This window comes from Actinoplanes sp. NPDC051859 (genome assembly GCF_044452725.1).
Lineage (GTDB): Bacteria > Actinomycetota > Actinomycetes > Mycobacteriales > Micromonosporaceae > Actinoplanes.
This window is the reverse complement of record NZ_JBITBX010000002.1, coordinates 362,992-384,449: the sequence shown is the minus strand read 5'-3', so window position 1 is coordinate 384,449 and position 21,458 is coordinate 362,992. Positions and strand designations below refer to the sequence as shown.

Annotated in this window: 25 protein-coding genes; 15 read left to right on the top strand and 10 right to left on the bottom strand. The window is 71.1% G+C overall.

Annotated features, from left to right (window positions below; genetic code table 11):
- Positions 1–82: 82 nt before the first annotated feature.
- Genes ACIA1L_RS05785 through ACIA1L_RS05765 form a run of 5 tightly spaced genes read left to right on the top strand, consistent with a single transcriptional unit; the run spans position 83 to position 4,684 of the window.
- On the top strand, positions 83–781 hold the full coding sequence (locus ACIA1L_RS05785; RefSeq protein ID WP_396071351.1) for a monooxygenase: 699 nt from the start codon (positions 83–85) through the stop codon (positions 779–781).
- On the top strand, positions 778–1,353 hold the full coding sequence (locus tag ACIA1L_RS05780) for a GNAT family N-acetyltransferase (protein ID WP_396071350.1): 576 nt from the start codon (positions 778–780) through the stop codon (positions 1,351–1,353). The genes ACIA1L_RS05785 and ACIA1L_RS05780 overlap by 4 nt, the downstream gene beginning before the upstream one ends.
- Positions 1,340–2,101, top strand: a complete 762-nt coding sequence (locus tag ACIA1L_RS05775) for a carotenoid biosynthesis protein (RefSeq protein ID WP_396071349.1) — start codon at positions 1,340–1,342, stop codon at positions 2,099–2,101. Before ACIA1L_RS05780 ends, ACIA1L_RS05775 begins: the two co-directional genes overlap by 14 nt.
- Complete coding sequence (locus ACIA1L_RS05770) at positions 2,101–3,192, top strand: glycosyltransferase (protein ID WP_396071348.1); 1,092 nt, start codon at positions 2,101–2,103, stop codon at positions 3,190–3,192. Before ACIA1L_RS05775 ends, ACIA1L_RS05770 begins: the two co-directional genes overlap by 1 nt.
- A gap of 43 nt (positions 3,193–3,235) precedes the next feature.
- Positions 3,236–4,684, top strand: a complete 1,449-nt coding sequence (locus tag ACIA1L_RS05765) for a phytoene desaturase family protein (RefSeq protein ID WP_396071347.1) — start codon at positions 3,236–3,238, stop codon at positions 4,682–4,684.
- Positions 4,685–4,703: 19 nt separating this feature from the next.
- Here ACIA1L_RS05765 and ACIA1L_RS05760 read toward each other — a convergent pair whose 3' ends face one another.
- Entirely contained in the window at positions 4,704–5,375 is a 672-nt protein-coding gene (locus ACIA1L_RS05760) for a vancomycin high temperature exclusion protein (RefSeq protein ID WP_396071346.1), read from the bottom strand.
- Between the two features lie 43 nt (positions 5,376–5,418).
- Positions 5,419–6,342, bottom strand: coding sequence for a LysR family transcriptional regulator (locus ACIA1L_RS05755; protein ID WP_396071769.1), 924 nt, complete (start codon positions 6,340–6,342; stop codon positions 5,419–5,421).
- Positions 6,343–6,511: 169 nt separating this feature from the next.
- Between ACIA1L_RS05755 and ACIA1L_RS05750 the strand changes: the two genes are divergently transcribed.
- The 6 genes from ACIA1L_RS05750 to ACIA1L_RS05725 are packed head-to-tail and all read left to right on the top strand — an operon-like array spanning position 6,512 to position 11,226.
- Complete coding sequence (locus tag ACIA1L_RS05750) at positions 6,512–7,174, top strand: succinate dehydrogenase cytochrome b subunit (RefSeq protein ID WP_396071768.1); 663 nt, start codon at positions 6,512–6,514, stop codon at positions 7,172–7,174.
- Between the two features lies 1 nt (position 7,175).
- Positions 7,176–9,110, top strand: coding sequence for a fumarate reductase/succinate dehydrogenase flavoprotein subunit (locus tag ACIA1L_RS05745; RefSeq protein ID WP_396071345.1), 1,935 nt, complete (start codon positions 7,176–7,178; stop codon positions 9,108–9,110).
- Complete coding sequence (locus ACIA1L_RS05740) at positions 9,110–9,856, top strand: succinate dehydrogenase/fumarate reductase iron-sulfur subunit (protein WP_396071344.1); 747 nt, start codon at positions 9,110–9,112, stop codon at positions 9,854–9,856. The genes ACIA1L_RS05745 and ACIA1L_RS05740 overlap by 1 nt, the downstream gene beginning before the upstream one ends.
- 2 nt (positions 9,857–9,858) lie before the next feature.
- Positions 9,859–10,533, top strand: coding sequence for a uridine kinase (locus tag ACIA1L_RS05735; RefSeq protein WP_396071343.1), 675 nt, complete (start codon positions 9,859–9,861; stop codon positions 10,531–10,533).
- 13 nt (positions 10,534–10,546) lie between these two features.
- The gene (locus ACIA1L_RS05730) at positions 10,547–10,912 is read left to right on the top strand and encodes a type II toxin-antitoxin system RelE/ParE family toxin (RefSeq protein WP_396071342.1); all 366 of its coding nucleotides are present in this window, start codon (positions 10,547–10,549) and stop codon (positions 10,910–10,912) included.
- A complete protein-coding gene (locus ACIA1L_RS05725; RefSeq protein WP_396071341.1) occupies positions 10,909–11,226 on the top strand; it encodes a helix-turn-helix domain-containing protein in 318 nt (105 codons plus the stop codon). Before ACIA1L_RS05730 ends, ACIA1L_RS05725 begins: the two co-directional genes overlap by 4 nt.
- 70 nt (positions 11,227–11,296) lie before the next feature.
- Here the strand turns inward: ACIA1L_RS05725 and ACIA1L_RS05720 are convergent, their stop codons facing one another.
- From ACIA1L_RS05720 to metF, 3 genes are all read right to left on the bottom strand, one after another.
- Positions 11,297–11,740 (bottom strand): HNH endonuclease, encoded by a 444-nt coding sequence (locus ACIA1L_RS05720; protein WP_396071340.1) that lies wholly within the window; start codon positions 11,738–11,740, stop codon positions 11,297–11,299.
- 213 nt (positions 11,741–11,953) lie between these two features.
- Positions 11,954–12,604, bottom strand: coding sequence for a CDP-alcohol phosphatidyltransferase family protein (locus tag ACIA1L_RS05715; RefSeq protein WP_396071339.1), 651 nt, complete (start codon positions 12,602–12,604; stop codon positions 11,954–11,956).
- A gap of 8 nt (positions 12,605–12,612) precedes the next feature.
- Positions 12,613–13,539 (bottom strand): methylenetetrahydrofolate reductase [NAD(P)H], encoded by a 927-nt coding sequence (metF, locus tag ACIA1L_RS05710; protein WP_396071338.1) that lies wholly within the window; start codon positions 13,537–13,539, stop codon positions 12,613–12,615.
- 64 nt (positions 13,540–13,603) lie between these two features.
- Between metF and ACIA1L_RS05705 the strand changes: the two genes are divergently transcribed.
- A complete protein-coding gene (locus ACIA1L_RS05705; RefSeq protein ID WP_396071767.1) occupies positions 13,604–14,659 on the top strand; it encodes a polyprenyl synthetase family protein in 1,056 nt (351 codons plus the stop codon).
- Between the two features lie 101 nt (positions 14,660–14,760).
- On the opposite strand, the gene ACIA1L_RS05700 is transcribed toward ACIA1L_RS05705, so the two are convergent.
- Genes ACIA1L_RS05700 through ACIA1L_RS05690 form a run of 3 tightly spaced genes read right to left on the bottom strand, consistent with a single transcriptional unit; the run spans position 14,761 to position 15,810 of the window.
- Entirely contained in the window at positions 14,761–15,114 is a 354-nt protein-coding gene (locus tag ACIA1L_RS05700) for a lycopene cyclase domain-containing protein (protein WP_396071337.1), read from the bottom strand.
- Complete coding sequence (locus ACIA1L_RS05695) at positions 15,111–15,443, bottom strand: lycopene cyclase domain-containing protein (RefSeq protein WP_396071336.1); 333 nt, start codon at positions 15,441–15,443, stop codon at positions 15,111–15,113. Before ACIA1L_RS05695 ends, ACIA1L_RS05700 begins: the two co-directional genes overlap by 4 nt.
- A 7-nt stretch (positions 15,444–15,450) precedes the next feature.
- Positions 15,451–15,810: an Rv2175c family DNA-binding protein gene (locus tag ACIA1L_RS05690; protein ID WP_396071335.1), complete on the bottom strand. Its 360-nt coding sequence runs from the start codon at positions 15,808–15,810 to the stop codon at positions 15,451–15,453.
- A gap of 333 nt (positions 15,811–16,143) precedes the next feature.
- Here ACIA1L_RS05690 and ACIA1L_RS05685 point away from each other — a divergent pair, with 333 nt between their 5' ends.
- From ACIA1L_RS05685 to ACIA1L_RS05675, 3 genes are all read left to right on the top strand, one after another.
- Positions 16,144–16,932 carry a hypothetical protein gene (locus tag ACIA1L_RS05685; protein ID WP_396071334.1) on the top strand — a complete coding sequence of 263 codons (789 nt, stop codon included), beginning with the start codon at positions 16,144–16,146 and terminating at the stop codon, positions 16,930–16,932.
- A gap of 153 nt (positions 16,933–17,085) precedes the next feature.
- Positions 17,086–19,038: a Stk1 family PASTA domain-containing Ser/Thr kinase gene (gene pknB, locus ACIA1L_RS05680; RefSeq protein ID WP_396071333.1), complete on the top strand. Its 1,953-nt coding sequence runs from the start codon at positions 17,086–17,088 to the stop codon at positions 19,036–19,038.
- Positions 19,029–19,895: a deoxyribonuclease IV gene (locus tag ACIA1L_RS05675; RefSeq protein WP_396071332.1), complete on the top strand. Its 867-nt coding sequence runs from the start codon at positions 19,029–19,031 to the stop codon at positions 19,893–19,895. The genes pknB and ACIA1L_RS05675 overlap by 10 nt, the downstream gene beginning before the upstream one ends.
- Positions 19,896–19,986: 91 nt before the next feature.
- Here ACIA1L_RS05675 and ACIA1L_RS05670 read toward each other — a convergent pair whose 3' ends face one another.
- Both ACIA1L_RS05670 and ACIA1L_RS05665 read right to left on the bottom strand, forming a co-directional pair.
- The gene (locus ACIA1L_RS05670; protein WP_396071331.1) at positions 19,987–20,376 is read right to left on the bottom strand and encodes a DUF3224 domain-containing protein; all 390 of its coding nucleotides are present in this window, start codon (positions 20,374–20,376) and stop codon (positions 19,987–19,989) included.
- Positions 20,377–20,423: 47 nt separating this feature from the next.
- Complete coding sequence (locus tag ACIA1L_RS05665; RefSeq protein ID WP_396071766.1) at positions 20,424–21,449, bottom strand: threonine aldolase family protein; 1,026 nt, start codon at positions 21,447–21,449, stop codon at positions 20,424–20,426.
- Positions 21,450–21,458 lie beyond the last annotated feature (9 nt).

Below are 21,458 nucleotides of genomic sequence, written 5' to 3'. Positions count from 1 at the left end.
ACCAAGGCCGTCGGCCCCTGACAAAACGACCAGCACCAAGGCCGTCGGCCGCCAGCGGGACCCGGCACAGTAGCGTGGCGGAATGTCTTCCGTCCCGCCGCTGGTCACGCTGCATGTGTGGCGGGTGCCGCGGCGGGCGATCGGGCGGGCTTTCGTCAGGATGGCCCAGGATCGGCGGGTTTTGCGACGGTTGCCCGGAGTGCGCTTCGGCAAGCTGCTCGGCACCGGTACGGGCACCAGCTTCGGCCCGGGCGACGCCGACCTGACCCGTTATGCCGCCGTGGTGGCCTGGGACGGTGCGGACGGCGGCGACCTGGGCCGGGTGGGCGTGGCGTGGGAGTCGATCGCCACCTCGGCCGCCCGGGTGGACCTGCGACCGCTGACCAGCAGGGGGACCTGGTCCGGACAAGTGCCGTTCGGTGCGCCTCAGCAACGCTGCGACGGACCGGTGCTGGCGCTTACTCGGGCTCGGCTGCGCCCTGTGAAAGCGTTGACGTTCTGGAGGGCCGTACCGCCGGTGGCCCGGGAGTTGGCCGCGGCGCCCGGCCTGTTGGCGCGGTTCGGGGTCGGGGAGGCGCCGGTCGGCTGGCAGGGCACGGTCAGCGTGTGGCGCGGCGCGACGGACCTGACCAGGTTCGCGTACCGTCAGCCGGAGCACCGCGCGGTGATCGCGCGGACGACGGCCGTGCGCTGGTACGCCGAGGACCTGTTCGCCCGGTTCGCGGTGCTGGGCATCAGCGGCGACAGGGCCGTGCTGGGCTGGCGGGAAGGAGAGCGATGAGGCTCGTCCCCTGGCAGCCGGACGACATGCTCCGGCGGCTGGACGACGTGGTGAGCGTGTACGGCGAGGCGATGGGTTACCGCGCCGAGCTGCTGCAGACCCGCCGCGGCTACATCGGCGCGCACGTACGCCGGGCTGGTTTCCGGGCGGTGGCGACGTTGACCACCGACGGTCATCTCGCCGGTTTCGGGTACGGCTACGCGTCCGGCCCCGGCCAGTGGTGGCATGACCAGGTCCGTTCGGCGTTGGATGAGGATGCCCGGGAACGCTGGCTGGTCGACTGTTTCGAGGTCGTCGAGTTGCATGTTCGCCCGAGCGCGCAGGGCCACGGCATCGGCGCCCGCCAGTTGCGGGCCCTGTTGGCGATGGCGGGCGGTGAGACGGTGTTGCTGTCGACGCCGGAGGCTGACGAGCTGCAGTCGCGGGCTTGGCGCCTGTACCGCCGGTTCGGGTTCACCGACGTTCTTCGGGACCTGTATTTCCCGGGCGATGAGCGGGCGTTCGCGATTCTCGGCCGGGATCTGCCGTTGACCGAACGCGCCCCGGCCGAGGACGGCGTTGCCAGCACGTAGGAACAGCCCGCTGTGGGTCCTGCTCGGGGCTCTGGTCCTGGTGCAGATCTGTTATCCGCTGACCCGTGGTGACACCCGGGCCGGGTTCACGGTGGTCACCGTGCTGCTGGGGTACGCCTTGTCGGTCGCGCATGCATGGCTCACCCGCGGCGCCAGGGCTGCCTTGGCACTGGTCGCTACCGCGACGCTCGGCGGGTTCGCGGTGGAGGCGGTCGGGGTGGCTACCGGCTTCCCGTTCGGCACGTACGACTACGGCGGACAGCTCGGGCCGAAGGTGCTCGGTGTGCCGCTGATCATTCCGCTGGCCTGGACGTGGATGGCCTGGCCGGCGTGGCTGGCCGCGGTGCGCCTGACTCGGTCCCGCCCGGCCCGGATCGCGCTGGCCGCGGTGGGCCTGGCCGCCTGGGACCTTTTCCTCGATCCGCAGATGGTGGCCGAGGGCTACTGGGTCTGGGACTCCCCCACTCCGGCCCTGCCGGGCGTGCCCGGGGTGCCGATCGGCAACTACCTGGGCTGGCTGGGTTTCGCACTGCTGCTGATGACCGTGCTGGCGGTGGCGGTGGGGCACGGCGGGCGATCGCCCGGCCGCGGGGATGCCCCGATGCTGACGCTGTGGTGGTGGACGTACGCTTCGTCGGTGCTCGCCCACGCGGTTTTCCTGGGTCTGCCCTGGTCCGCGCTCTGGGGCGGCGTCCTCATGGGTGCGGTGGTGCTCCCCTTGATCCCCGCCGCGCGGCGGGACGCGTGATGTGGTGGGCGCTGCTGCCGGTCGGTGCACTGACCGTGCACACGCTGATCAATGCCGTGTTGCTGCGTCGGCCACCGCGGAACGCGACGGTCACCGAACGCGTTGCCGTGCTGCTGCCGCTGCGTGACGAGGCTGACCGGGTCACGCCCTGTTTGGCGGCGTTGCTGAGCCAGCGCGGGGTGCCGAACCTGGAGATCTTCGTGCTGGACGACGGTTCTTCCGACGGCACCGCGGACGTCGTGCGCCGGGTCGCCGGGGACCGCGTGCGGCTCCTGACGGGGGCACCGCTGCCGGACGGCTGGCTCGGCAAACCGTACGCGTGCACGCAACTGGCCGCGGCGGCGGGCGACTGCGACATCTTGATGTTCGTCGACGCCGACGTGGTGCTGGCGTCGGACGCGGTGGCCGGCGGTGCGGCGCTGCTGCGATCGACGCAGGTCACGCTGCTGTCGCCGTACCCGCGGATCGTGGGAGCGGGCCGGCTCGTGCAGCCGCTGCTGCAGTGGTCGTGGCTCACGTTCCTGCCGTTGCGACTGATGGAACGCTCCCCGCGCGAGTCGTTGGCGGCCGCCGGCGGGCAGTGGCTGGTCGTCGACCGGGCTGGCTATGAGCGGGCGGGCGGGCACGCGGCGGTGCGCACCGATGTGCTCGAGGACATCGCGCTGGCCCGGACGGTCAAACGCTCCGGCGGGCGGGTCGCGCTCGCCGACGGGTCACGCTGGGCGACCTGCCACATGTACGCGTCGTGGCGTGAGCTGGCCGACGGCTACGGCAAGTCGCTGTGGGCGTCGTTCGGGTCGCCGGTCGGTGCGGCGTGCGTCGTGCTCCTGCTCCTTCTTCTGTACGCGACTCCGCCCGTGACCGCCCTCGTCGCCCTGATCCTGACCAATGTGGATCTTGCGTGGTGGAGTGTGTGCGCGTACGGAATCGGGGTCCTGGGCCGGGTGATCGCCGCGGCCGCGACGGGCGGCCGGACCTGGCCCGACCCGCTGGCCCAGCCGCTGTCGATCGTGCTTTTCGCCGGTCTCGTGGCGCGGTCGTTCGCGCGGCGCCGCCGTGGTCGACTGACCTGGCGCGGCCGGCCGGTATGAGCAGGTGCACACGACGGCGGCAGGCCGCGGAAAGGTGGTGGCGGTGAGCCGGATTGTGGTGATCGGCGCGGGTGTCGGCGGGTTGGCCGCGGCCGTCCGGCTGGCGGAGGCCGGCCACGACGTGACCGTGCACGAACGCGCGGCGACCGTCGGCGGCAAGCTCGGCCGCTACGAGCGGGACGGTTTCCGGTTCGACACCGGCCCGAGCCTGCTGACGCTGCCGCAGGTCTTCGCCGACCTCGGCCTGTCCCTGGACGCGGTGCCGCTGGATCCGGTGGTGCGGCACGTGTTCCCGGACGGCAGCGTCCTGGACTCGTCGTCCGACCCGGACGTGTTCCTGGGCCGGATCGCCGCCGCGTTCGGGCCGGCGGGGGCCGCGGACTGGGCACGGTTCTGGCGCCGGGCGGGCCGCATCTGGGCTGCTTCCTGGGGTTCCGTGCTGCAACGCGAGGTCTCCCCCGCGGCCTTGGCCCGCCTGTCTTGGCGGGTCGGCGACCTCGCCGCGATCGCCCCCGGCCGTTCCTTACGGGCACTGGGCCGCCGCTATCTGCGCGACCCGCGACTGCGCATGCTGCTCGACCGCTACGCGACGTACACCGGCACCGATCCCCGCCGCGCCCCCGCCGCCCTGGCCGCGATCCCCTATGCGGAACTGGCGTTCGGTGGCTGGTACCTGCCCGGCGGCCTCGGCGTCCTAGCCACTGCCCTGCTCGACCGCTGCGCCGCGCTGGGCGTCACGGTCCACACCTCGTCACCGGTGACCGCGGTCCGCACCCGCTCGGGCCGAGTCGCCGGCGTCGGCCTGTCTTCCGGCAGTGAGCTGCCCGCCGACATGGTGGTGTCCGATGTGGATGCTGCGACGCTGTACCGCGATCTGCTGCCGAGCCCGGACCGCCTGGCCCGGCTGGCGGACCGCAGCCTCGCGGGCTTCGTCATGCTGCTGGGAGTGCGCGGATCCACACCGGAGCTCGCCCACCACACCGTCTTCTTCCCGCGCGACTACGACGCGGAGTTCGACGCGGTCTTCGGCTCCCCCGGGCACGGCCGCCGAGCCCGGCCACCGTCGGACCCCGCCGTCTTCGTCACCCGCGCGACCGACCCGGCGGTGCACCCGCCGGGCACGGAAGCCTGGTTCGTCCTGGTCAACGCCCCCCGGCACGGCACTGCCGCCGGGGCCGTCGACTGGCGGCGGCCGGGACTCGCGGAGTCTTACGGTACGCACATTCTGAACGTGCTGGCCGCCCGTGGCGTGGACGTGCGGGACCGGCTGGTGTTCCGGGAAACCCGGACGCCGGCCGACCTGGCGGAGGCCACGGCCGCACCCGGCGGAGCGATCTACGGAACGGCGGGCGGGCTGCTGCGGCCGGCGAACCGCGGGCCGGTGGACGGATTGTTCCTGGTGGGTGGGTCGGCACACCCGGGTGGCGGGCTGCCGATGGTCACGCTGTCCGCCAAGATCGTGGCCGACCGGATCGGGCCTGCGGTCGGATGAACCAGCTCCGGCTGGCGGATCAGCTGCCCGGCGGCTTCTCGACCAGTGCCGGGCTCGGGGGCGAGGTGACCGCCGGCGGCCGGTTTCGGATCGCGTCCCAGGCGGCCTTGGTGCAGGCGAGGTAGTCGCGGACGGCCTTTCCGGCGAGCAGGAAGGTCGAACAGTCGGCACAGCGGGCGGCAACTCCGTCAGCATCCATGCCGAGGCGCCGGCACAGGGCCACCGCCCGGGAGAGGTGGTCGGACTGAGTGACGACGAGTGCCCTGGTGAGGCCGTACACGTCTCGGGCTCGCGCGCAGCTGTCGTAGGTGTCCAGGCCGAAGGGATCGGCGACGACGTGCTGCGGGTCGATGCCCAGCTGGCCGGTCAGGTAAGAGGTCATCGCCGCAGTTTCGTCGCCGGAGTCGCCGCCGCCGTCGCCTGAGACCAGGATCTTCCGGGCTCGGCCGCTGCGGACGAGTTCGGCGGCGGTTTCCAGGCGGCCGGTGAGCCGGTCGCCGGGCTGCTGCCGGTCGTCCGCGACGGCGGTGCCCAGGACGAGTACTACCTCTGCGGTCGGTGCGGTCGTCTCGTCGTACTCGTGGCCTCGTGCCGAGATCTCGGTCCAGGCCCACGGCACCGAGACCACGACCAGGCCGGCGATGCCCAACAAGGCCAGACGCTTCCACCACCGCCGCCAAAGATCACTCATGAGGTCCGCCAGCGTAGCGACCCCGGGCCAGGCGGAAAGCGGCTCAGAGCGGCTGGACGCCGATGGGGAGCTCGCCGGTGGCGATGTGGTCGAGCAGGGTTGCGCGCAGCGCTTGGGCCGCGTGGGGCAGCACCGCCCGCCGCCGGTGTGCCAGTGCCACGGTCCGACGCATGCCCGGCGGGGCCAGGGGCGTGGCGCGCAGCAGCGGGCGGTTGGCGAGCACCATGCTCGGCACCAGCGCGACCCCGAGCCCCGCTTCGACGAAGGCCAGGACCGCGTCCATCTCGCCGCCCTCGACCGCGAACTTCGGGGTGAATCCGGCTCGCCGGCAGGCCTCCAGCGTCACGTCGCGCAGGTCGTAGCCGGGCCGGAACATCACCAGCGGGGTGTCCCGCAGGTCGGTCAGGGCCAGTTCGCGAAAGATCGTCGGCGGCGGGCCGGCGGCTACCGAGGCGACGACCAGGCTTTCCTGCAGCACCGGGGCGGCCTGCAGGGACGGGTCGGCGCCCTGTTCCGGCTGGACGATGAGGGCCAGGTCGAGGTCGCGGGCGAGAAGGGCGGCGATCAGGTCCTGCGAGCTGCCCTCGTTGACGTGCAGGGCGATGCCCGGGTGTTCCTTGCGGAAACGGCGCAGCACGGCGGGGACGAGCGAGGAGCAGAGACTGGGAGTCGCGCCCACGCGGACCTGGCCGCGGCGCAGACCGACGATCTCCTGGATCGCGTCGCGGGCCGAGTCAGCGTCCGCGATCATGCGTTGGGCCAGGGGTAACAGGGTCTCGCCGGCGGCCGTCAGGGCCACCGCACCCCTGACCCGCTCGAACAAAGGCGCCCCGAGAGTATTTTCCAGGGTGTGAATCTGCTTACTTAAAGTTGGCTGTGAGACTCCGAGCACATCCGCCGCCTGGGTGAAATGTCTAGTTTCCACCACTGCTAGGAAGTATCTGAGCTGTTGGAGCTGCACTTCGATAGCTTACGGCTATGGGTACCTACCCGATCATGCATTAGACGAATGGCGTGCGGGTTCTTACCGTCCAGGTGTGGCGGTAGATACCAGTACTCCTCCCCCGAAGGCGACGGCCGAGCCTGCGCGCAAGGTCCTCGACTCCAAGGCGCCCGCCAAGCGGCGCCGCCGGGGCATGCGATCCTCGATCGCGCTCAAGCTGCTCATGGCGGTCACGGGCCTGCTCCTCGTGGGCTTCCTGTTCGCGCACATGATCGGCAACCTCAAGATCTTCGTGGGCGAGGAGTCGTTCGACCACTACGCCCACTGGCTGCGCACCATCGGTGTGCCGCTGCTGCCCGAGACCTGGTACCTGTGGATCCAGCGCGCGGTGCTGACTCTCGCCCTGGTCGCACACATCGCCGCCGCCGTGATCCTCACCCGGCGCGCCCGCAAGGCCCGGCCGGTGCGATACGCGCACCGCACCAAGGTGCAGGGCAGCTACGCGGCGCGGACCATGCGCTGGGGCGGCGTCCTCATCGCGCTGTTCGTGATCTACCACATCCTGGACCTCACGACCGGGACGCTGAACCCCAACGCCGACCCGCAGCATCCGTACGCCAACGTGGTCGCCGACTTCGCGCCCGCCCGCTGGTACGTCACGCTGTTCTACACGCTCTCGATCGTCAGCGTCGGTTTCCACCTGCGGCACGGCCTGTTCAGCGCGGTCCGCACGATGGGCCAGCAGACACTGCGCGGCGAGCGCGTCGCCCGGGCCGTCGCCCTGGTGCTGTCCGTCGTCCTGGTCGCCGGCTACCTCTCGGTGCCGTTCGCCGTGCTCACCGGATTGGTGAAGTGACATGACCGAGTTCTGGACCGAAGGCGACCCGATCGCCGACACGGCCGCCCCCGACGGCCCGATCGAGACCCGCTGGGACCGGCACAAGTTCTCCGCCAAGCTGGTCAACCCGGCCAACCGGCGCAAGCTCAACGTCATCGTCGTCGGCACCGGCCTGGCCGGCGGCTCCGCTGCGGCGACCCTGGCCGAGGCCGGCTACAAGGTGCGCTCGTACTGCTACCAGGACAGCCCGCGCCGCGCCCACTCGATCGCCGCGCAGGGCGGCATCAACGCCGCCAAGAACTACCGCAACGACGGCGACTCGATCTACCGGCTGTTCTACGACACGGTCAAGGGCGGCGACTTCCGCGCCCGCGAATCGAACGTCTACCGGCTCGCCCAGGTCTCGGTGAACATCATCGACCAGTGCGTCGCCCAGGGCGTGCCGTTCGCCCGCGAGTACGGCGGCCTGCTCGACAACCGCTCCTTCGGCGGCACCCAGGTGTCCCGCACGTTCTACGCCCGGGGCCAAACGGGTCAGCAGCTGCTGATCGGCGCCTACCAGGCGATGGAGCGGCAGATCGGCCTCGGCAACATCGAGATGTTCGCCCGGCACGAGATGCTCGATCTGGTCATCGTCGACGGCAAGGCCCGCGGCATCGTCGTCCGCGACATGGTCACCGGTGAGATCACCACCGACCTGGCCGACGCGGTCGTGCTGGCCTCCGGCGGCTACGGCAACGTCTTCTTCCTGTCGACAAACGCCAAGGGCTGCAACGTCACGGCGAGCTGGCGGGCACACCGCAAGGGCGCGCTGTTCGCGAACCCCTGCTACACGCAGATCCACCCGACGTGCATCCCCGAGTCCGGCACGCACCAGAGCAAGCTCACGCTGATGAGCGAGTCGCTGCGTAACGACGGCCGGGTGTGGGTGCCGAAGCGCAAGGAGGACTGCGGCAAGCGGGCCTCCGAGATCGCCGAGGCGGACCGCGACTACTACCTCGAACGCATCTACCCGTCGTTCGGCAACCTGGTCCCGCGGGACATCGCGTCCCGCGCGGCCAAGAACGTCTGCGACGAGGGCCGCGGCGTCGGCCCCGGCGGCCTGGGCGTCTACCTCGACTTCGCGGACGCCATCTCCCGGCTCGGCCGTGACGCCGTCGAAGCCAAGTACGGCAACCTCTTCGAGATGTACCAGCGCATCACCGGCGAGGACCCGTACGAGACGCCGATGCGCATCTACCCCGCCGTGCACTACACGATGGGCGGGCTCTGGGTCGACTACAACCTGCAGTCGACGATCCCCGGCCTGTTCGTGGTGGGCGAGGCGAACTTCTCCGACCACGGCGCCAACCGGCTCGGTGCCTCGGCGCTGATGCAGGGGCTCGCGGACGGCTACTTCGTGCTGCCGCACACGCTCGCGAACTACCTTGCTTCCGGCCCGTACGAAAAGATCTCGCCGGACAACGAGCAGGTCGTGGCCGCGCGTACGCAGGTCGAGGAACGCATTCAGAAGTTGCTCTCGATCAACGGCGACCGGACGGTGGACTCGTTCCACCGCCAGCTCGGCCAGATCATGTGGGAGTACTGCGGGATGGAGCGCACCGAGGAGGGCCTGACCAAGGCCATCGGCCTCATCCGCAGCCTGAAAGAGGAGTTCTGGACCCGGGTCAAGGTGCCCGGCACCGGCGAAGAGCTGAACCAGAACCTGGAGAAGGCCGGCCGCGTCGCCGACTTCCTCGAACTCGGCGAGCTGATGTGCATCGACGCGCTGCACCGCGGCGAGTCCGCCGGCGGCCACTTCCGCGCCGAGTCGCAGACCCCGGACGGCGAGGCGCTGCGGCACGACGACGAGTTCGGCTACGTCGCGGCCTGGGAGTACGGCGACACCCCCACCCTCCACAAGGAACAGCTGGACTTCGAGTACGTCCACCCGAGCACCCGGAGCTACAAGTAATGGACATCCAGGTACGCGTGTGGCGGCAGACCGGGCCGTCCGACAAGGGCAAGATGGTCACGTACGACGTCAAGGACATCTCGCCGGACGCCAGCTTCCTCGAGATGCTGGACGTCCTCAACGAGAAGCTGATCCTCGACGGGGCCGACCCGATCGCCTTCGACCACGACTGCCGCGAGGGCATCTGCGGCATGTGCGGCATGATGATCAACGGCGTGGCGCACGGCCCGGAGCGGGCCACCACCACCTGCCAGCTGCACATGCGCCACTTCAACGACGGCGACGTGATCGACGTCGAGCCGTGGCGCGCGTCGGCCTTCCCGGTCATCAAGGACCTGGTCGTCAACCGCGGCGCCTTCGACAAGATCATCCAGTCCGGCGGCTTCATCACCGCCCCCACCGGCACGGCCCCGGACGCCCACGCGACCCCGGTCCCCAAGCCGGACGCGGACGCCGCCTTCGAGGCAGCCACCTGCATCGGCTGCGGCGCCTGCGTCGCCGCCTGCCCCAACGGCTCCTCGATGCTCTTCACCGCCGCGAAGGTCGCCCACCTCGGTCTGCTGCCCCAGGGCCAGCCCGAGCGGGACACCCGGGTCGTCGACATGCTGGAAGCCCAGGACGAGGCGGGCTTCGGCGGCTGCACCAACATGGGCGAGTGCACCACGGTCTGCCCGAAGGGCATCCCGCTCACCCTCATCGGCCGCCTCAACAGCGACTACCGCAAGGCCATGAAAAAGAAGCACTGACCATGCACACCACTGTGGACGGCGACCCGACTTCGGACGGGTCGCCGTTCGCCGTCGCGGGCCTCATCCCGCCCGGCGCGCACCGCATCGCCATCGACGGGGTCGACGGCATCGGCAAGACCACCTACGCCCGAGCCCTGGCCGCCGCCCTGCAGGCTCACGGCCGGCCGGTGATCCACCTCAGCGCGGACGGTTTCCACCACCCTCGGGCCGTCCGCTACCGCCGCGGCCGCGACTCTGCCGACGGCTTCTGGCTTGATTCGTACGACCACGCAGCGCTGGTCGCCAACGTCCTGGCCCCGTTCAGCCCCGCCGGAAACCGCCGCTACCGTACGGCCGTCCACGACGTCGACACCGACGAAGCACTCGACCTGCCCTGGCACACCGCCCCGCCAGACGCATCAGTGGTGGTCGACGGGCTCTTCCTGCACCGGGACGAGCTGGTGGACCACTGGAACTTCTCGGTGTTCCTGTCCGCCCCCTTCGAGGTGACCGTTCCCCGCATGGCAGCGCGCGACGGCTCCCACCCCGACCCCGACCACCCCTCCCAGGCGCGCTACGTCGGCGGTCAACGGCGCTACTTCGCCACCTGCGAACCCTGGACCCGAGCCACCGTCGTCATCGACCACACCGACCTGCCCCGGCCCCGCCGACTCTCGCGGCAGGTATACCAATAGCTATACTTCATGAATGACCTCCGCAGCGTGGGAAATCTTCGTCGTCCACGAGGTGCGCGACTGGATAGCCCGCCTGGACCCAGAGATCAAAGCTCGGGTCGTCCAAGCTATCGACCTGCTCGCCGAGGTCGGGCCAGGACTCGGCCGGCCCTTGGTCGACACGATCCGTGACTCCGCAGTAGCCAATCTCAAGGAGCTTCGGCCCGGCACCGTTCGGATCTTGTTCGCTTTCGACCCATGGCGATCTAGCATCCTGCTCGTTGCAGGCGACAAGAGCGGACGATGGAACGACTGGTACACCGAAGCCATCCCGCTGGCCGAGAAACGATACGAGGCATACCTGAAGGAACGCACCGACGAGGAGGGGCGGCAACCATGAGCGAATATGTGCGCTGGGACGACATACGCGCCGACCTGGTCGAACAAGCCGGCGGCGAGGAAGCCGTCGAGGCAGGCAAGCAGGAACTGCTGTCCACGGTCATCGGGCATCGGCTCGCTGAGGTGCGCCGGACTCGCGGGCTGACTCAGCAGCAGGTCGCCGACCGGATGGGTGTGACCAAGGGACGAGTGTCGCAGATCGAGCAGGGCAAGATCTCCGGCCAGGAGGTACTGGCTCGATATGCCCTGGCTCTCGGTGGCCGCCTCCATCAGGCCATCTATTTCGACGACGGCGATATCGCCGCCATCGCCTGACACGACAACCGAAGTAGGCGTGACGGGGGACGACCGGCGGGCCCCCGTCGTTGCCCGCCGGCCGTCGTCCTCAGTGCGCGGCCAGTTCCGTCCAGCCCGGCGCGTGGGGCGCTCGGCGCAACGGCATGCGCGCTTCTGCCGGCGTACGGTCCCCCTTGCGCTGGTTGCAGCGCCCGCACGCGGCGACGGTGTTTTCCCAGGTGTTGCCGCCGCCGCGGGAGCGCGGCAGGACGTGATCGATGGTGGAGGCCGAGGCGCCGCAGTAGCCGCAGCGTCGGCCGTCGCGGCTCAGGACGCCGCCGCGGGTCCAGGCTGGACCGCGGCTGCGCCGCCAGCGGGTCACGACGTAGCTGACCAGGCGGACGACGGTGGGGATCGGGAAGACGCCGATGCGCGCGTCCGGTGCGGCCTCTTCGACCACCGCGACCTCGCGGAACAGCATGCGGATGGCGTGCCGGACGCTGACCCGGTGCAGCGGCCCGAAGTCGGCGTTGAGTACGAGGACCACGCTCATGGCGGGTCACCTCCCTGGGGTCCGGACACGAAAAAGCCGCCCGGCCCCCGTCAACAGAGGGCGAGCGGCGACGGTTGGCGCCCCGTGGCGTCAACCGTGTCCGTAGCCCCTGCAGCAGAGCCGGCAGGCCGTCATGTCGTCTCCTCGCTCACCCGGCGGTTCCGGGCGCGTCGTCGCCTAAAAGTAGGGGCGGCGGCGGAATCGGACAACGGATTAATCGATCAACGCGCGACGGACGGCGGCCAGCAGTTGAGCGAGGCCGACCGCGCCCAGGGTGATCCAGAGGGATACCGCCACGGTCGACGCGGCGGCTGTCCACTCCGGCTTGATCAGGTTGGCGGCGCCGAGGACCAGGAGACCGGTCACGGCCAGCGACACGCGGGTGGGACGCTCCCCCACGGTGATGACGCCGACGTCCGTCATGCCGCCGGCGGTGGCGCGGGCCCGCAGGTATTCGTGCAACCAGCTCACCACCAGGGCTGCCACCACGGTCCAGCCGGGGGCACCGGCCACCCAGAACGCGGCCAGCCAGGCCAACTCGCCCAGCCGGTCGGCGAGCGAGTCGTAGACGAAGCCCAGCCGGGTGGTCCGCCCGGCGACCACCGCCACCGCGCCGTCCAGCGCATCGGCGGCACTCGCCAGCAGCACCAGCAGCGCCCCGGCCAGGGGCGGCACGAACGGCACCGCTGCGCAGAGCAGCAGCCCGACGACGGTCACGGCGGTGGGTCCGATCCGCATCGCCGCCAGCAGGCCGCCGCCACGGTACGCGAGCCGGATCCAGCCACGGACGAGCGGCGAGGCTGACCGCGGGTCGAATCCGCCGTGCAGCGCCGACCAGGCGGTGGCGTACTGCTCCCAGGTCACCGGTCCGGTCAGGCGGCGGCGGGCGTGGCGGTCGCGCCGGTCAGGTGCTGCCAGACCTCGCGCGTCGCCGGAGAGCGGTTCATGGTGATGAAGTGGATGCCGGGGACGCCCTCGTCCAGCAGGGTCTGGCACATCTCACTGCACAGGTCGATGCCCAGGCGGCGGACACCGGCCTCGTCGTCGGCGATCCGCTCGAAGCGCCGGAGCAGGGCGGGTGGGAACGGCGCGCCGGACAGCTGGGCCGAGCGGGCGATCGTCGCCATGCGGAGCACCGGCATCACGCCCGGCACGATGGGGGTGTCGCAGCCGGCGGCCGCCACCCGGTCGCGCAGGCGCAGGTATTCGTCGGCCTCGAAGAACATCTGGGTGATCGCGAAGTCGGCGCCGGCCCGGCACTTGCGGATGAAGTTGCGGGTGTCGCTCTCGACATCGGCCGAGCGGGGGTGCTTGTAGGGGAATGCCGCCACCCCGACGCTGAAGTCGCCGGCCTCGCGCAGCAGTCGCACCAGGTCCTCGGCGTAGAGCACCCCTTCGGGGTGCTGCACCCACTCGCCGTTCGGGTCGCCGGGCGGGTCGCCCCGGACGGCGAGCACGTTGCGGATGCCCGCCCCGGCGAGCCGGCCGACGACGTTGCGCAGCTCGGCGACCGAGTGGCCGACCGCGGTCAGGTGGGCCATGGGCAGCAGGGTGGTCTCGGACGCGACCCGCTCGGTGACGTCGACGGTGGTGTCACGGGTGCTGCCGCCGGCGCCGTACGTGATCGACACGAAGTCGGGCCGCAGCGACTCGAGCTCGCGGATCGTGCGCCATAGCAGCTGCTCCGCTTCGCGGGACTTCGGCGGCATGAACTCGAAGGAGAACGTGGGCGCCGGACGACGGATCAGCTCACCGATCGCCGGAGACGTCGGTAGGCGGGAGGGCAGTCCGAGAGACACGGGGGCATTCTACCGGCTGGCGGTTGCCGGGCGACCCGCTAGGTTTGGCGCCGTGACCTCCCCACTGGAACGAGCCGGCCTGCGGTCCCGGGTCGACAAGGCCCTCACCACCTTCCTTGCCGCGCAGCGCGAGCGGCTGCTGTCGATCGACGAAGCACTGGCTGACCTGGCCGATGCCATGGATGCGTTCGTGCTGGGTGGCGGCAAGCGGCTGCGGCCCGCGTTCGCCTACTGGGGCTATCGCGGCGCTCGTGGCCTGGACGGCGATCCGGTGGTGGCAGCGGTGGCCGCACTGGAGTTGGTGCAGGCCAGCGCCTTGATCCACGACGATTTGATGGACCGGTCGGATACCCGACGCGGAGAGCCGTCGGTGCACAAGCGGTTCGCGGCGCGTCACGCCGCGGCCGCCTGGAACGGCCCCGCGGACGCTTTCGGCGACAACGCCGCGGTCCTGCTCGGCGACCTGGCCCTGGTGTGGTCGGACGAGCTGCTGCACAGCTCCGGGATCGCCAGCGGGGACCTGGCCCGGGCGCGTCCGGTCTTCGACGAGATGCGTACGGAAGTCACGGTCGGCCAGTACCTCGACGTCCTCACTCCGGTGACCGGCGACACGTCGCTGGAGCGGGCCAGCAAGGTCGCGCGGTACAAGTCGGCGAAGTACACCGTTGAACGCCCGCTGCTGCTCGGTGCGGCGTTGGCCGGTGCCGACCCGACGCTCAGCGCGGCCTACTCCGCGTACGGGCTGCCGCTGGGCGAGGCGTTCCAGCTCCGCGACGACGTCCTGGGCGTTTTCGGCGACCCGGAGCGCACCGGCAAGCCGGCGGGCGATGACCTGCGGGAGGGCAAGCGCACGTACCTGGTCGCGGCGGCGTACGAGACGGTGTCGGAGGCGGGGCGGCGGGAGATCGACGGCGGCCTGGGCGACCCGGCGCTGGATGCGGCGGGCGTGGCCCGGCTGCGGGCGATCATCACGGACTGTGGGGCACTGGCCCGGACCGAGGCCCGCATCGCCCTGCTCACCGAGGAGGCGTTGGCTGCCCTGGCTACCGCCGACGTCGAGCCTGAGGCTCGGGGCGTGTTGCTGGAGCTCGCCGACGCCGCGACCCGCCGGGTGGTGTGAGCGCGCGTCACGCGACCCGCCGGGTGGTGTGAGCGCGCGTCACGCGACCCGCCGGGTGGTGTGAGCGCGCGTCACGCGACCCGCCGGGTGGTGTGAGCGCGTCAGCGGTCGAGAAGCCGGCGCAGCAGTGCGCTGCCTTCGCCCGCTCGGGGCTCGCGCTGCACGCCGCGGCGGCCCAGCCACACCCAGACCGACAGCGTGAGCAGCACCATCGCGAAGCCGAAGAACAGGTCTTCGACGGGTGCATAGGCGATCCGCCAGCCGACGATGGCCGCCGGGTCGTAGATCACGATGTGCCGCCCGGTCAGGATCCCGTTCGACAGCAATTGAAAACCGATGATGATCGGGTACGTGGCCCAGAACACCGCCCGGCGTACGAGGCGGGTCCGGAGCACGAACAGGTCGACCAGCACCGCGCCGACCGTGCCGAGCAGGGCGGCCAGGGTGTAACTCACCCGTCACCGTCGCCGGCCGGGCGGCGCAGCACTGCGCGGACGGCTTCGAAGCCCAGCACCGCGCAGATCGGCACCACGACGAAGAACAGCAGCTCGTCGAGGGGCAGGCCGCCGGGGAACAGGATGCCGGTGGTCTGCTCGGGGTCGAACGTCCAGTGTCCGGCGGCGATAGCGCCGAGGTCCCAGAGCACGAACACGACGATGACCGGCAGCAGGGTGAGGCCGAGGCGCCGCCACCGGCGGAACACGTTGACCTTGAACACCGGTTCGAGCCACCCGGCGCAGATCAGACATCCGGCGAGCACCGCCAGGTAGGACAGGTGGCGCATCCGACGCTCAGAAACCGATGGCCTGTGCGCGCCGTTTGACCTCGCGGGCCCAGTCCCCACCGAGTGCGGCCGCGCCGGTGCCGCCCAGCGTCTCGTCGGGCTCGTACAGCCACCCGAGCGCCTCTTCGTCGTTGTACCCAGCGTCGCGGAGCAGCGTGAGGATGCCGGGGAGGTGCTTGAGCACGATGTCGTTCGCTACCAGTTCGGCCGGGACGACCCGGACGCCGTCGCGCTTCACCGCCAGCAGGTGGCCGTCGCGGATCATCTGGTGCACCTTGCTGATCGACACGCCGAGCCGTTCGGAGACGTCCGGCAGGTTGACCCACTCGGTCGGGCCGGCGGCCGGGTTCACAGTTGCATCGGTCACCGAACCAGCGTGCCATGCCGGCTTTCGGCCGCCGCACGCGGAGTCGGCTGGGCCATGCCCTCCTGGCCCTTGCTTCGCTGCGGTGCAGTCGGTCATGGCTGAGTCGGCTGGGCCATGCCCTCCCGGCCCTTGCTTCGCTGCGGTGCAGTCGGTCATGGCTGAGTCGGCTGGGCCATGCCCTCCCGGCCCTTGCTTCGCTGCGGTGCAGTCGGCCATGGCTGAGTCGGCTGGGCCATGCCCTCCCGGCCCTTGCTTCGCTGCGGTGCAGTCGGTCATGGCTGAACCCCTGACGGCGCCGGGACGGACCCGGCTGACAAGCGGAGAGGTGTCCCGATGACCCTGTGGCGGAGAACCCGCAACGAGGTGGCCGGTGCGTGGCGGTCGCTGCGCTACGACCTGGGCCGGCGGGAGGCGGAATCGGCCGGGCGTCCGGCGGGGGTGTTCCCCGCTCGGCGGGACCCGTACCAGGACGTGACGGCTACGGGTTTCAGCACCTTCGGCGGTGTCGGGCTGACCGGCGGCGTGCCGTCTTACGTCGAGGTGCCCACGCGGCGCCCACGTCGGGTGGTCGCGGCCGCTGCGTTCGGCGTGCTGGCGGTCGCCGGCGGTACGGGCAGCTACTTCGCGGTGGTCAACGGCCTGGGCGCACTGCTCGGTGAGCCGGGGGCGGCGCCGTACCCGCTGGCTGCGGCCGCGCCGGGCACCGACGGGGGCGAGGAGTCCAACGAAGGCCTGGGCCGGGGGTCCGGAACTGCGCAGGCGCCGGCGCCGCAGGCGACCGGCGGAACGATCCGGGTGCTGCCGAATCCGGCCGCGACCACTGCGGCGCCCGCAGCTCCCGCACCTCGACCAGGCCGGACCACGGCCGGTGGTGGTGTTCCGGCACCGACTCAGCCTCAGGAGCCGTCGTGCTGTCTGGCGCCGCCGGTGCCGACCCCGACCGCGGCTCCGACCCCGACCTCGCACAGCCCGTCGCCGACACCGGAGCCGAGTGAAACCACGGCGCCACCTTCGCCCGAACCGACCGATTCACCCAGTTCGCCGTCGTCGTCCCACTCTGGAGATGGCGAGGGCGATGGTGGTGGGCGGCCGGAGCGGGCGCGTCACGCTCGCGCGGACTGATCCGATTTGTCACGATAAACCGCCCCGCGGTGCCCGGCACCGCGGGGCGATCCCTGCGATATACGCCACTCGGCGCATCGTGCAATACCCATTAGGTCTCAGCTCGGACATCCTGGGCCGCCTTTTCCCGAGAGACACATACACTTCACGCCGATGGACACGACTGTCGCCGACACGTTGATCGGCACGACGATTGACGGGCGCTACCGGATCACCGGTCGCGTCGCCCGCGGTGGCATGGCGACCGTGTACACCGCCGTGGACGACCGGCTCGAGCGCACGGTCGCTCTCAAGATCATCCACCCGTCGCAGGCCACGAACGTCCACTTCGTGGACCGGTTCACCGACGAAGCCAAAACCATCGCCCGGCTGACCCACCCCAACGTCGTCGCCGTCTACGACCAGGGCCGCCACCTCGGCCTGCCCTACCTGGTGATGGAGTACGTCCAGGGCCGCACCCTGCGCGACCTGCTCACCCAGCGACGCCGCCTCAACCCGGTCGAGGCGCTGGCGATCCTCGAGCAGATGCTCGCCGCCATCGCCGCCGCACATCGCGCCGGCCTGGTGCACCGCGACGTCAAGCCGGAGAACGTGCTCGTCGCCGAGGCACCCAGCGGCGGCATCGCCAACCTGGTCGACAGCGTCGTCAAGGTGGCCGACTTCGGCCTGGCCCGCGCGGTCGAGGCGAGCACCGCCGACGAACCCGGCCAGCTGATGGCGACCGTGGCGTACGTCGCACCCGAGCTGGTCACCAACGGCCACGCCGACGCCCGCACCGACGTCTACTCGGCCGGCGTCGTGCTCTTCGAAATGCTCACCGGCCGGGTGCCGTACGACGGCAAGGAGCCGGTCGAGGTCGCATGGCAGCACGTGGACAACGACGTGCCGGCGCCGTCCAGCATCGTCCGCGGGCTGCCGACCGTCCTGGACGACTTGGTCGCCCGGGCCACCCGCCGCGACCCCGGTGCCCGCCCCACCGACGCCGGCGCCCTGCTGGCCGAGGTCCAGGTGGTCCGCGACGACCTGGGCGCCGCCAACGTCGAGACCGCGCTCCTGCGCCAGGTCCCCGCGCGCTCGCCCATCGCCGATGCCACGACGATCGTGCCGGCCGTCTCCTCGGTCTATCCCGCCGCCAACCGGCCCACCTGGGCTCGCCTGCCCGAGCAGAACAAGGGTGGCCGCGGCCAGCGCCGGTCCGGGCCGATCGAGGCCCCGGCCCCGGTCGGCCGGTTCGGAGACCGCCGCCGGATGCTCATCACGGCCGCCATCGCCATGATGGTCCTCACCGTGCTCGGCAGCACGTGGTGGGTCGCGTTCGGCCGCTACACCGAGGCGCCCCAGCTCGTGAACATGACGAAGACCCAGGCCGAGCAGGAGGCAAAATCGGGTGGCTTCAGCCTGACCTTCGTGGATGGCCGGTTTGACGAGACCATTCCCAAGGATGTGGTGCTCGCCCAGGACCCGCCGGCCACCGAGAAACTGGTCAACGGCGGCGAGCTCACCCTCACCCTGTCGCTCGGCCCGGAGCGCTACCCGGTGCCGGACATCGTGGGCCTGGAGAAAACCGCCGCCCAGGGCGAACTCGAGCAGAGCAAACTCGTCTTCCAGGAAGGCACCGGCGCCTACAGCGACGCCGTGCCGCAAGGCGTGGTCATCTCCACCAGTCCCGCGCCGGGCGAGTCGCTCAAGCCCGGCGATACCGTCACCGTGGTGCTCAGCAAGGGCAAAGCCCCGATCAGCGTGCCCGGCGTGGTCGGCCAGAACATCGACGCCGCCCGGAAAGCGCTGCAAGACCTCGGCCTGTCGGTCGTCGAGCAGTACAAGGACAGCGACCAGCCGGCCAACCAGGTCATCGGGCAGACCCCACAGCCGGGCACCGGCGCCGAGAAGGGCACCGAGATCAAGCTCGAGGTCAGCAAGGGCCCGGCGCAGATTGCCGTCCCCGACCTCACCAACCAGCCGTGCAAGGCGGCCGCGGAGTCCCTGAAGAACCTGGGCCTGACCGCAAAGATCAACCTCAATGAGAACGGTACGGTCCGGCTGCAGAGCCCCGCAGCGAACACACCCGTACCGCCCCAGACGGAGGTCGTGCTCAATTGCCTCTGAGCCGCCGCATCGGTTCCCACACCAAGACCTCCGGCGGGCTCGCGAAAGCCGCCCTGCCGTACGCCGACGCCGCGGGCTCCGAGGCGGTCCAGGTGTACGTCTCCAACTCCCGCGGCTGGGCGCTACCGCCGGGTGACCCGAAGCAAGACGGGCTGTTCCGGGACGGGTGTGGTGAGCGCGGGCTGCCGGCGTACATTCATGCCTCATTGCTCGTGAATCTCGGCTCCCCCACCGAACTGACCGTGACGAAATCGGTCGACACCCTCGAACACGCCCTGCGGCGTGGCGCAGCGATCGGCGCGACCGCCGTCGTCTACCACGCGGGCAGCTCCGTCGACCCGGCCCACGACGACAAGGCGCTGCACCAGCTCCGCGAGGCGCTGCTGCCCCTGCTGGACGTGGCCGCCGCCGAAGGACTGCCCAAGCTGCTGGTCGAGCCCAGCGCCGGCGGTGGGCGCAGCCTCGCCTCGAAGATGAGCGACCTCGGCCCCTACCTGGCTGCTGTGGACCAGCACCCGTGGCTGGGCGTCTGCTTCGACACCTGCCACGCGTGGGCGGCCGGGCACGACCTCGCGACGCCCGGCGGCATGACCGCCACCCTGGACGAGCTCGTCGCCACGATCGGCCCGGACCGGCTGATGCTGGTCCACGCCAACGACTCCAAGGACGCATGCGGCTCGACCCGCGACCGCCACGAAACGATCGGCGCGGGCCGGATCGGCGCGGCCGCCTTCGGCGAACTGCTCGCCCACCCCGCCACGGCCGGCATCCCCGTCATCGTCGAAACCCCCACCAAGGAACACGAGGGCCACGCCGCGGACATCGCCCTCCTCAAGGACCTGCGCCCCGGCGAGTAGTTCAACTGCTGACACCCTCACCCTTGCCGCTCGGCGCCGGTGTCGAAGAAGGCCCTCAGGTAGGCGTCCGGGGTCAAGGTGCTGTCTCGCGTCAGCGCACCGTGATGTCGTAGTCGAAGGTGTAGCGGTGCTCTTCGGAGTCGTTGTCGATGCGGAAGGTGCCGGTGAGGCCGGTCAGTTCGTCGGTGCCGGAGTCGGGCACGACCTGACAGATCAGCGTGGCCGCGCCCCGGTCCATCAGGCCGTAGTGCTGGAGCACGAAGCTGCCGGCACGGCCGTGCAGGGTGCCGGTGATCCGGTCGAGGGCGACGTAGCCGGCCGAGCCGTCGATCGGGGTGCCGACCGACAGCATTTCGGCGCGGCCGGTGCCAATGAGATCGCCCTCGATGGTTTTGTCGATGCGCATCCGGCCGAGGGTGTCGTCGTCGATCGGCAGGGCTTCGAAGACGGTGGTGAAGTGGCCCAGGGCGCGGCGGGTCATCGGGACTCCTCGGCGGTCGGTGGCGGTCCGCCTCCGATGTAAGCAGATCAGGCGGTGCGCAGGAGCTCGGTCAGCACGCCGATCGCCCGGTCGGTGGCGTCGTCGTCCAGGTCGAGGTGGGTGACCAGCCGGGCGGTGCGGGGCAGCATCGCCGCGATCAGCACTCCCTGCTCGGCTGCCGCGGCGGCCAGCGCCGGGGCGTCCAGGGCCGCCTTGGTCAGGTCCAGCAACACGAGGTTCGTGCGGACCGCGGCCGGGTCGGTGACGCCCAGGGGTGCCAGCGACTCGGCGAGGCGGCGGGCGCGGGCGTGGTCGTCGGCGAGGCGGTCGACGTGGTGCTCCAGGGCGTACCTTCCGGCGGCGGCCAGGATGCCCGCCTGCCGCATGCCGCCGCCGAGGCGTTTGCGCAGCACCCGGGCGCGGGCGATCCGGTCGGCGGAGCCGACGATCAACGAACCGACCGGCGCGCCGAGGCCTTTGGACAGACAGACCGAGAGCGTGTCGAAGATTTCACCGTACGCGGACAGCGGCACGCCGTCCGCCACGTGTGCGTGCCAGATCCGGGCGCCGTCGCAGTGCAGCGCGACCCCGGCGGCAGACGTCGTCGCCCGCAGCGCGCGCAGCGTCTCGAGGCTGGTGACGGTGCCGCCGCCGAGGTTGTGCGTCTGCTCGACCGCGATCGCCCGGGTCGGCACCGACGGGTAGCCCACCGGCCGGATCATCGCCTCGATCTGCGCGACGTCGAGCGCCGCGCCGACCGACGGCCAGGTCCGGGTGGAGATGCCCCCCAGTGCGGCGGCACCGCCCAGCTCGTACGTGACGACATGCGCGTCGGCGCCGGCCAGGAGCTCCTCGCCGGGCGCGGCCACGAGCTGGAGGGCGATCTGGTTGGCCATCGTCCCGGACGGGGCGAACAGTGCCGCCTCGTGTCCGAACAGGGCCGCCACGTGCGCTTCGAGGGCGTTGACGCTCGGGTCGTCGCCGAAGACGTCGTCGCCGACCTCGGCGGTCGCCATGACGTCGCGCATCGCTGCGGTGGGTCGGGTGACGGTGTCCGAGCGCAGGTCCGCCACCACCGCCCC